The sequence below is a fragment of the Rhodococcus sp. AW25M09 genome (genome assembly GCF_000333955.1).
In the GTDB taxonomy this organism is placed as follows: Bacteria; Actinomycetota; Actinomycetes; order Mycobacteriales; family Mycobacteriaceae; genus Rhodococcoides.
Genome location: NZ_CAPS01000088.1, coordinates 32,238 through 42,326, shown reverse-complemented (window position 1 = coordinate 42,326; position 10,089 = coordinate 32,238). Strand labels below are relative to the sequence as shown.

The 10,089-nt window shown below is 61.7% G+C and carries 11 protein-coding genes; 2 read left to right on the top strand and 9 right to left on the bottom strand.

What is annotated here, in order from left to right; translation table 11 throughout:
- Window positions 1–901, bottom strand: a 901-nt coding sequence (locus RHODMAR_RS18105; protein ID WP_008717261.1) for a DNA cytosine methyltransferase, incomplete at its 3' end; no start/stop codon positions are given.
- A gap of 20 nt (window positions 902–921) precedes the next feature.
- Between RHODMAR_RS18105 and RHODMAR_RS29505 the strand changes: the two genes are divergently transcribed.
- The gene (locus tag RHODMAR_RS29505; protein WP_442970068.1) at window positions 922–1,692 is read left to right on the top strand and encodes a hypothetical protein; all 771 of its coding nucleotides are present in this window, start codon (window positions 922–924) and stop codon (window positions 1,690–1,692) included.
- Window positions 1,693–1,741: 49 nt separating this feature from the next.
- On the opposite strand, the gene RHODMAR_RS18095 is transcribed toward RHODMAR_RS29505, so the two are convergent.
- The 4 genes from RHODMAR_RS18095 to RHODMAR_RS28315 all read right to left on the bottom strand — a co-directional run bounded on the left by RHODMAR_RS18095 (window position 1,742) and on the right by RHODMAR_RS28315 (window position 4,876).
- Window positions 1,742–2,491, bottom strand: a complete 750-nt coding sequence (locus RHODMAR_RS18095; RefSeq protein WP_008717259.1) for a hypothetical protein — start codon at window positions 2,489–2,491, stop codon at window positions 1,742–1,744.
- A gap of 2 nt (window positions 2,492–2,493) precedes the next feature.
- Window positions 2,494–3,306, bottom strand: coding sequence for a hypothetical protein (locus tag RHODMAR_RS18090; protein WP_008717257.1), 813 nt, complete (start codon window positions 3,304–3,306; stop codon window positions 2,494–2,496).
- Entirely contained in the window at window positions 3,299–4,072 is a 774-nt protein-coding gene (locus RHODMAR_RS18085; RefSeq protein ID WP_008717255.1) for a TIGR04255 family protein, read from the bottom strand. The genes RHODMAR_RS18090 and RHODMAR_RS18085 overlap by 8 nt, the downstream gene beginning before the upstream one ends.
- 354 nt (window positions 4,073–4,426) lie before the next feature.
- Window positions 4,427–4,876: a hypothetical protein gene (locus RHODMAR_RS28315; RefSeq protein ID WP_008717254.1), complete on the bottom strand. Its 450-nt coding sequence runs from the start codon at window positions 4,874–4,876 to the stop codon at window positions 4,427–4,429.
- A gap of 1,146 nt (window positions 4,877–6,022) precedes the next feature.
- On the opposite strand from RHODMAR_RS28315, the gene RHODMAR_RS18075 reads away from it, so the two are divergent.
- Window positions 6,023–6,295, top strand: a complete 273-nt coding sequence (locus RHODMAR_RS18075) for a helix-turn-helix domain-containing protein (RefSeq protein WP_081606042.1) — start codon at window positions 6,023–6,025, stop codon at window positions 6,293–6,295.
- A gap of 805 nt (window positions 6,296–7,100) precedes the next feature.
- Here RHODMAR_RS18075 and RHODMAR_RS18070 read toward each other — a convergent pair.
- The 4 genes from RHODMAR_RS18070 to RHODMAR_RS18055 all read right to left on the bottom strand — a co-directional run bounded on the left by RHODMAR_RS18070 (window position 7,101) and on the right by RHODMAR_RS18055 (window position 10,064).
- The gene (locus tag RHODMAR_RS18070) at window positions 7,101–7,484 is read right to left on the bottom strand and encodes a YbaB/EbfC family nucleoid-associated protein (RefSeq protein WP_008717246.1); all 384 of its coding nucleotides are present in this window, start codon (window positions 7,482–7,484) and stop codon (window positions 7,101–7,103) included.
- Window positions 7,481–7,945, bottom strand: a complete 465-nt coding sequence (locus RHODMAR_RS18065) for a hypothetical protein (protein ID WP_232433700.1) — start codon at window positions 7,943–7,945, stop codon at window positions 7,481–7,483. The genes RHODMAR_RS18070 and RHODMAR_RS18065 overlap by 4 nt, the downstream gene beginning before the upstream one ends.
- A gap of 98 nt (window positions 7,946–8,043) precedes the next feature.
- Window positions 8,044–9,768 (bottom strand): alpha/beta hydrolase, encoded by a 1,725-nt coding sequence (locus RHODMAR_RS18060; RefSeq protein ID WP_008717244.1) that lies wholly within the window; start codon window positions 9,766–9,768, stop codon window positions 8,044–8,046.
- Complete coding sequence (locus tag RHODMAR_RS18055) at window positions 9,765–10,064, bottom strand: hypothetical protein (protein WP_008717243.1); 300 nt, start codon at window positions 10,062–10,064, stop codon at window positions 9,765–9,767. The genes RHODMAR_RS18060 and RHODMAR_RS18055 overlap by 4 nt, the downstream gene beginning before the upstream one ends.
- Window positions 10,065–10,089 lie beyond the last annotated feature (25 nt).

Here is a 10,089-nt window from a genome sequence, read left to right as displayed (position 1 = left end):
ACCGGCCGGCGACTTCGAGATCTGATTGGCCGTCGTATGGCTGGTGAGTCTCGATGAGTTGCTCGCCTACCCACTTCGACATTCTCGTGCTGACGGCGTTGCCGACCAGCCGCCATCGGCTTCCGGCGCGGGCACCAGCGTCGACCGCCGGGAGCGTCCAACCGACCGGAAAGCCTTGAAGCTTCTCGGCACCTTTGATGCCGAGTGTGACGATGCCGCGGCCGGGAAGCCAGACCGCAGGAGGGCTCGCGATGCCGACCGTCGATCCTGACTTGATCGTAGGTACTCCATTGACGGCCCAACCGAGACCGGTCCTACCCTCGGTCCAGTAGAAGCCACATGGGTCGTCGCCGTTGCGGAGTTCGGTTTGCGGCTGCGCGTCGCCGCTGAATAGAACCGTGCGGGGATCCTCGTCGCGGGAGGCAAGCAGAACAACGCGGTGCCGGCGCTGCGGGAGTCCGAATGCCCGTGCGTCAACCACCCTGTACGCCCAGTTGTAGCCGAGCTCGGTGAGTGATTGCGTCAGATGGTGCATCGCGGCGCCGCGATCAAGTTGGAGCATAAAGGGCACGTTTTCGAGCAGCAACCACCGCGGGCCTTGCTTCCGCTTGATGAGGCGGAACACTTCGCCGACGAGGCCTGATCGAGAGCCGGTGATGCCCGCGGTCCTGCCTGCTTGCGAGAGATCCTGGCAGGGAAAACCCGCCGCGACCAATTCCGTTCCCTTGGGAAGGGCGCGCAATTTCCGAACGTCGTCGACCGTGTCTACTCCGTCGAACTGAGAGTTCAGCACCTGTCGAGCAGCGGGATCGATCTCACACATGAGCGTCGTCGTAAATCCAGCCTGGTTGAGACCGATCTCCAATCCACCGGTGCCAGCAAAAAGTCCTACCGCGTCCACTTAACCTCCACTTATGCCTCTTGAAAGACCGTACGGCAGGGGTCGGACGTTTACTCGTTGCCACGCGGCGAATCGGCCACGGACCTCGGGTCTCGGCTGATCGACACCGGGCACTTTCTACTCATGCCACTCGGGCCGGAGCCATCAAGTCCGGCCGCCGCGAACCGCGTGCGCGCCATCCGTCGACGGGACACGCTCCCGAGGTCGCGGTGCGTCGACTACTTCACACGGAAGGGCTTCGCTACAGCGTTGATGCGCAACCGGAACCTTCACCGCGCCGCCGGACCGGCATCTTTTTCCGGCGGTACAAAGTCAAGGTGCTCATCGATGGGTGCTCCTGGCACGGCTGCCCTCTTCACGCGACGAGCCCGAAGTCGAACGCGAAGTGGTGGCGCGACAAACTCGACGCCAGCAATGCCCACGATCGGGACACCGACCGCCGCCTCGCGAGGCGGGATGGGAAGTTCTGCGCTTTCGGAGCACGAGGACCCTGTCGCCGTTGCAGCAGAAATAACTCGTTCGATGAGTCGGCAGCAGTAGTCTCTCCCATCTTGCTGTTCGTCACACGAAACCGCGGGACGACGCGTACCGACTGGATAGCTATTGACGATTGGGCGAACTCTACGGGGATCGGACGATCCGCCCGAGTTTGCGCAAGGCAATCGCTGACGCGCTCGACCTGGTTCGCTGGGATGTCGAAGGTGGAAGCCGAGCTCAATTCCCGCGGCTGCTTCCATTTGCTAGTGAATCGAATCTCACCACAACATGCGAGGGTGAGGACTCGTGTCTGAGAAAGACCTGGAGAGGCGACGCTCACCGCTGATTCCGCGGCGGGCAGTCTTAGTACCTGCGCCGAATCTCTCCGTGAGTGTCGGCGACGACCGTGTTGGTGGAGTCCTCGTCCCGTAAGCGGTCTCGTCGGTCCCCCGCACTCAGGTACTCATCGAACTCTTTTTCGGCCTCCGCGACCACATCATTGGTATCTCCTCTGGTGCCACACGCTGCCTCGCACCAGTCGGTGAGTAGCTCTACTTCACGCTCGACCCCTCGCGTACGGTTTCTTAGGTCGTGCAGAGGTGGAATATGACGGGTGAAATGATGAACCACCCTCTGTTGCAGTAGAAGTCGACCCTCTTTTGATAGAGACATGACTCGGTTGGATCGATCTAGTGCAGCTCCTGTCACCGTCCCGACGATCTGGAACTCGCCGGCGTATACGCCTGATTCCGGTCCGAGAAGTTCGGGCAGGGGGATCGCGGAATACGTCGTCGCGAACCGCTCGTACGGACGTTTCTTCGTGGTTTTCTTGATCACTCGAAAGACAGTGATGTGGTCCGCAAGCACTGCCCCCTTGCGCATCACGCACGGATGCATGAAGACCATGGCTAGCGCCTCCGAGCCTGGCTCCTCGAAACCAGGTATTGATACCTCGCGGAAGACGTCGCCCTGCTGCACCGGCAACCAAATAGGGGGCCCGTCGTCGGAGCCGGGCTCTCCGCGATATTCGTAGAAGGCGTCTACCCCCGGAAACCGGCCGAGATCGTCAACCGGTACGTCGAGATCGTCAACCGGTGTGTCAAGGTAGTCCACCGTTACGACTCAGTCCGGCGGGGGCGCATCGAGAGCTCGCCGTCAGCCGCTTCGAACACCTCGTACTCGCTCCTCCACTTGTCGCGCCAGTCCGCCATGATCGCGTCAAGCACGCCTTCGGCAGTCGTTCCCACGTTGCCGGCCGCCAGATCCAGCAGACGCGCTCCGTTGTCCGGCGAGTACACGTCAGCTGGCGTCACGTTGTAGCCATCGACCAACGGCATCGACATCCACCGCGCGGGGGATGCAACCAGCTCCGCTAGCCGCGCGTAGAACGCGGTGAGCTGCGCGAGCCTGCGGTGATTCTCCGGCGTCGTCCCGTTCGTGTTCTTCCGCCACTTACGCAGCGCAGGAACGCTGATTCCAAGAGTTGCGGCAAGGTCTGACCACGCGACGCCGTGGTCAGACAGTTCGGAGAGCATGTCGGTCACTGCGCGCGTCGAGTTGCGATCCGACGCCTCGGCAATGCGCTTGGCATAGTGCGCTAAATGGTCCCGAGCGTCCTTGCGGGCGGCCCCCGTCGAATGCTGACGACGCTCGCGCCACTGGGCCTCAAGCAGTTCGGGGCTGGTCTGGGTCTCGCGCCAAGGTTCAGAATTTGCGCTGAGGAACTCGTTGATGAGTTGCTGCGCGGATCGTCCTGTTCCGGCTTCGGATGCGGTAAGCGTCAAACGGCGTTGTGCGGCTAACAGCGTCGCTCGCACTGATGCCGCAGCAAACTGTATCGAGGCTTGCACTGACTCCACCGAATCCTCAAAGTTCGCGGCCGACTGCATTGCCGCGGCGCGCGCCTCCTCATACTGTGTCTCAGTCATTTGAATCCCCCCTGAACATAGATCGCGCCTGCTCGGTCAGCGAAGCTTGGAAGATCTCGCTGACGGGGCCGTGTAACTCCTTGAACTTTTCAAGTATGCCTGTAGGCGCAGTTGCTACCGGAGATTCGGGGACCCAAAACGCGTCGGCATCAAGCACGAAAAACTTCCCCGGCTCGGCAGGGGTGGTCCGCACCTCCGACGGAGCCACGACTGAATGCCCCACGACCTGGCCCCACTGGAAGACAAGAAAAACACGAGCTGCGACCTCGTACGCTGTCGACCCGAGTAACCGCTCCGGTGTTCGACTGGGAACCAGGTTCGCGGCGGAAACAAGCTGAGGCGCAATCCACCGGTCCCACTCGTGGGTGAGGGTTATGCCTGGCGGACGAACTTCATCGATATATCGAAGTCCAGCCCGCTCGACGTAGAGATTGCCGACAGCCTTCTCAAGGGCTTTAAGGCAAACCCCCAACAGGTCCGAGAAGCTGACGAAGTGTGTGTACTCCGTTGCGTCAATTGTCAGAGCTTGGGAACTGATTACTACAGTGATTGAACGCTGTTCGTTTGTCGCACGCAGCTGGCGAGTGATTTCGCCAGCCTCGTCCTCAACTGATTCTACGTCGAGAACGGGAAGGACCCTCCGCAGGACCTCGGCGGCAACGTCCCGCACCTCCGGCACGTTCAGCTTCGGTTCGTGCGCGTAGCGAAGCTGAGCGGTTACGAGGACCAAAGGCGCCTTCGCGTACACCTCATGCTCAACTGGCATCGGCAACCACGACTCCTCTCATGAGTCCATAATACGTAGGGTGTAACCGGAACTGTAACTCGGACTGCCGACAACCTCCCCGCCAATTCAGGATCACGACGGTGATCGAATGCGAACGGACATCTGCTCGACTGTCAGCGGGCGTTGGCCAGATGGCTCGGCGCGATTCTCGTCTAGACCGATTGGGCTTCCGAATCATAGGTCGAGACCGCCTACAGTCGGCCGCACTGCGGCAGGCGGCGGATCCGAGGTGACCTCGAAATCGTTGCGCCAGTCCGTACTCCTCCCCGATACGCCTACCGCGAACGTCTGCGCCAGCGCATTAGGCGACCCCCGTTCCGCCGCGGGCTGCCGTCATCGCGGCGCGGATGCGGCCCGTTGCCTGCGCGGTCTCGAGGCGGGATTGTGCGCGGCGCTGGCGTTCGGCCCGGCTATTTCGGCGGCCCAGCGCTCGCGGTCCTGGTCGTCTCGACGAGACTGCCACTCCCTGCGGAGTTCGGGCATCGGATCGGGATCGTCATATTGCCATCCGCTGGCGAAGTGGACCGACCGTTGATAGCCGGTCGGCAGTTCTTGCAGGCGGCAGTATTGATGCACGGCGTTGAGGTAGTCGGGTGGCTTGGCGGTCTTGTTTTCCGGCTTTTGTTGGGTGCCACAGTGGGATCCGCGGACACCGTGAACAAGTCCAGCTCGTGGAGACTCCTCCTCGTTCGCGAAAACGCTCTCCGGGGCTTTCCGACTCTCGTGCGCGTAGGGATTCACCTGGAGAGCCGCGCGAACCCAATGCACACCGTTGCTGGTCACTTGTCCTCGACCTCGTTCCTTGCCTTGCCGCCGCGGACGATCTGGTCTCCCGGCGCTTCGGACGCGAGCCCGATAGAGGCCGTGACACGTCGCTCATGCGAAGTCGGCCTGGCGGTCGCCCGACTCGACCTCATCAACGACTCGAGCAACTTATCCCAGCTGTTTTTGTTCCCAGCTTTTTTGACGACCTGCCGATCGTCGTGCCGTTTCTGCCTTGGCTCGTGCCCCGCGTCGGATTTCTCCGTTCTCGATCCTGATCCACTCTTGGGTGAGCAACCATCTCGATTGAGCTTGCGCATCGATGCCGCTCGCAAAGATGCGGAGGTCGCGTTCGTTCTTGGTGAGGCTAGCGAGTTGGTTCCACGTGGGACTGCGGTGATGTTGGAACCTGAATTTACCGATGAACCGTCCAACTTGCTGGCCGATTTTGTATGAACTTCGTCGACCTGGTCTTCCGCGGAGGACGGCGAAGTGGGTTGGCCCGGCACAGAGCGACCGTCGGCTCCGGTTAGAGACAAGCCAGCCTGTGCGGTGAAGTTCCGCGCTAAGTATCGATCGCAGCTGCGAGTTGGTCGGATAAGCGAGGTTGTGTTTTTGCGAGAACGCGACGACCGCTGCCACTGCGAAGGCTTCGCTTCGCAGTGGGCCGCGACTGTTGTCGACCCAAAACTGTTCTACTGCGGTCGATATGACCGGGCCGAATGCATCGATGTGCTCATACCACTGGTCAGCGGAGACCTTAAATCCTTTGTCTGCAGCATGCTTTGACACGGGTGTTCTCGTTCCAGCCTGCTTCAGTTGCGCGCGGACGGATCGAGGTGTGGGAACCTGACCAGCCCGAAGTAGCGAGACGACAATTGCTTCTTCTGCCGTATCTGGATCGGGTGCCGACAAAGCCTCGCGGCCAGAACCGTAGGCATGTGGCGCGAACGCTCGGGCCAGAACTGCGATGATTCGCGGTTCTGTAGGTAGTGCAACTCTCTCGAGCCACTGCTGAGCTGCGGAGTTGGCCTGCAAGGCGGCGTCCCCATCATTGTCGGCACGCACTGGTGTACCTCCTGGAAGCGGCTACCGCAGTCTTCAATGGCAACAGAGAGACCTACTAGTAGGGCAGACTTATGTATACCGAATTGTCGTACTTGACGAGTGCCTACGCGACCGAATCAGACAGATCCTGCGCGTGCGCGCCGATGGGAAGAATACCGAGGACAGGTGGGATCTCGTATCCGTCAGTTACGGATCGAGCAGGGCTTGACGCAGGAGGCACTCGCGCTCGAATCGGGAGTTACACGAAACGTGCTCATACATGTCGAGCACGGTAGACGCGGGCTGCTCTACGAGCGGCTGTTCGACATTGCCGAAGTGCTCGGGGTTCCCGCCGGCTCGTTGCTCGGAGAATCCGACCAGGAATTGACGTAACTCGGCAGTCCTTCGCGACATAGATTTGTACGAGAGCAGCAGTTGCACAAAATCCGCTTCCGTTTACGACGACCGAGTACGGATTCGAGTGTGTCGCCAGTACGGTGAGCATGTCAACGCATCGAGATAGTAGACCTTCAAGCAAGTCTGCGATTGAGGTCGGCCAAGACCGTAACGACCTTCTTGGACGCCTCAGCGATCTGACGCCTCCTCGAATTGGCTGCTGCGGTGACCGCGTTGTGTGCGAACGTTTTCGGAGACACGTTCTCGCGTTCCGCGGCGTTCTACAGGCCCTGTTGCTCTATATCGGTGAGGCCGATGTCGAGCGATGGCATCAACGACATCCTTTCGCCGCTCGTAAGGTCTGCGACGGTGGCCGGTGTCAGGGCTGTTCTGCCGGCGGGGTGGTCGGGCGGCCCGCTGCGGCGTCACGGATCCACTGAGGCACTTCGCGTTCGCTGCGTTCCCGGATGGCGATGGACGCACGGGCAGCTGCAGCGGCAACCTTGGGCCGTCCGGCTGAGGTCTTGCGGCTATCAAGGGGCGGCGAGTCGGTGACGGGAGGTGCGCACGTCCCATCCGAGTCCAGCTTCGGCGGGATGGGTGCTGATGGCGTGTTCGCGGCACCAGGTGAAGCCAGCCCTGAGCGCGTTGGTCCGGCCACGGTGCGTTTGAACCACTTCCCCCTATCTAGTCCTGGCTCAATGTCAACGACGACGGGAGGACGCCCACCGCGCCATCATTCGACATCACTTTCACGCAGAAAAAGCCGTCGCGAGGCTCAGGACGCGATCCATTGATATTTCTACCACTTGTCGTAGATGGACTTTCGATCATTGGTCCAGTTGTTGTCCACATGGAGCGACGGACCTTCCGCCGCTATTCGATCCACTATTCTGGCCACCCGATAGTCTTGGGTGAGTTCCCGCCGGACTTCCGATGCCGCCGCTTCCGCGTCGGCGAGTGCTTCGCTGTGGGTGCGGGCGATCACGACGGCGACAGCGTCCGGACTCGTGCGCGAGAACCCTTGCAAAACAACCATCTTGGTGATTCGGCCATCGATGGAGACTTCGATCGTCACGTCGCCGTCCCTCGATGTGGCCCTGCCTCGTAGCTGCGAAAGGGATCGATGCACGCGGGCGGCCTTGACCGTGAGCGCTTCGACGTCCGCGTCAGGCAGGCTGCTCATCGTTGTTCGATCACCAGAGGAGCCACGGCCCGCGGAGGGGTATGCCCGGCCTCGATTGCGAAGCACGGCGAGGACCCGCCCAAGCTCAACCCGCCGTCCGTGCTCAGCAGCGCATCGACCACATACTGATCGGGTGTTCGCGCAGTCGCCGAGTTTCCTCCGTCGTTGCTGTCATCCTCGACGGTCCAGCCCCACTCGGCCCAGGTGGACAGCAACAGGTCGAGATCGTCCCTCCCGACGCCACCGAAAACCACCCAATAGCTGGCGCTGAACCGATGCGGCCCGTCGACGATGGTGTTGCTTGTGTAGCAGGGTGCGAATCCTCCTGTGGGAAGACTCGATTGCGGGAAGTTCGGATCATCGACATCCAGTCGCGCGCCTTCGGGCAAAACCGATAGTGACCGTCCCAGCACCTCCACGGTCCGATTCAGTGCTTGCTCCTGCGACAGTGCGCTGTCCACGTCATCTGCTCCGTTCTGCGAGCACCCGACTGTGAGAAGAACACAACTGAGTGCGATCGCGAGGGATGTTCTGGTTTTGCCCCGGACGGTCCGAACGGTCATTCGACATTTCCTGTGTTCGTCATGATCTGTGCCATCGACAGCAGGGAGGGTGTGCCTGACTTGAAGTAGTCACTGTGCGAGTCGGGGTCGAACCCGACGTCACCCAGCACCGGTATGTCGATCGACTTGTTGCCCGGCGCGCTCTCGAAGACATTCGCCCCGAATACCTCTCCGGTCGGATCCCCGCCATGAGCTACTTCCGGTGCCAGCACCCCGATCCACGTCACCGGGTCGGCCGGGGCAGCGGTGGCGAACACGTGATCAGCCATCCGATCCGCAGCGATCCCGTCGAGTGCCAGCTCCCCGACCCTGGTCACCCCCACCCCGGGGCTCCCTGCGAACACGACACTGTCGACATCGAGCGAGCCGCCATCGCTCATCGCATGCCCAACGACAGTGCTGCCGTAACTGTGGCCGATGACGGTGTTGTGAGAGGGAGGACCGTCGTGTGCCGCGCGCAGACCGTCCTGGAAGCTGTCCAGTCGGGGAGCGCCGGCGTCGGCGAATCCTGTCTGCGCGGCGTCGGACAGCCCAGGCGGTGCGTCGTACCCCATCCACGCGACAACCGAGTTCTTGCTGTCTCGATCCACACGATCCGCTGTCGCCAGCAGATCGTTGGCGCGCGCCATGTCCCCGCCCATCTTCGACAACTCGGTCCCCGTCCCCGGGACATAGGTCGCAACGTTGTGCGCGGTATCAGGATTGTTGAGCGCAATCGCGCCTCGGCCCTGGTCGTCGATGTTCAACAAGAACGTGGGAACTCTGCCGTCGCGGTCGAGCTGGTCACGCACTTCGTGAAGACCCGCCACCGCACTGGACGCCTTCTCACGATCGCCGGTCCAGCTCTCCCATTCTTTGCGAAGAGCCTGCTGTTCGTCGTCGAGAACGCCTTCGCTCGGCGGCACGTTCTCCCCTCTGGCCCAATCAGGATGACGAGCCTCGACAGCGGCAAGGTCAACTTCCGCCGCTGCGGTGATCGGGACGAGCAAGTCCTCGTTCAAGCGTGTCTTGTCGACCGCCGGTAATCCGTCCCGGTTGCCGATCGTTGGGTCCCAGACCGCGAGACCGTCTTTCTCGGCCGGCGTCAATCCGTCCCAGAGCGCAGCGAGCTCTCGAGGATCGTCCGGCAGAAAAGCATTGCCGTCGAGGATGTCTCGAACAACGTCGCTGTAGCGATCCGGCCCACCGGGCGACGCCGATATCTCTGCGATGGCATCGATCGCACGTTGCAGCGATGCAGCGCACATTCGGTCCACGTCTGCTGAGCTCTGCAACAGAGAACGCACCGCGGCCTCGTGTACGCGCGCTTGCTCATCGAAACTGCTTTGCAGCAACAGATCTGCGACGAGGTTGCCGGACGAGCAGATGGGGGCGGTGACTGAACCTGCATCGGCGACTGCAAATCCACCGGCAGTAGCAGCCTCGACAGCCGCAAGAGTCGACGTCCGCACCTCGGTCAGTAGCCCTGCCGCCGTGCCGAACTCGCTGGCTTGATCGTCCACAGCGGTGACAAGATGGGTCGCGGCCAGCCGATCAGCGACAGATCGAGCAGACGCAGCTGTGGCCGCGTCCCCTTCCCAGTGGCTCAGGCCATCCCTCGTCGCACGGCCGACGTCGCTGACCAAGTCGTCGAATTCTGCGTTCACCGCCGCGAGACTGGAAGCGATATCGACGAGTGCAATCGGATTCCATCCGCGAACCTGCGAGACCGTCGCGCTCATCGATGATCGCCGTTCAGACGCATGAGCTGATCACGGAAATCCAGGTCGGTGTCCTCGTAGCTCTCTGCCGAGGCCAACGACGCAGACGACATGTCTCGAATACGATCCGCCACTCCGCGATAGGCGGCGAGGGTCGGAATCGCAGCGGACCGGGCAACATCGCCGAAGCCCGAATTCGGCATCGCATCGGCCGCGGCCACAATCGGAGCCACCGGATCCAACGACCCCACCGCATCGGCGGTGACTGTCAGCGCCCTGCCCAGTGCCCGCAGTGCATCGAGATCAACTGTCAACATCGGTATTCCCCCCGGACAAGTCCCG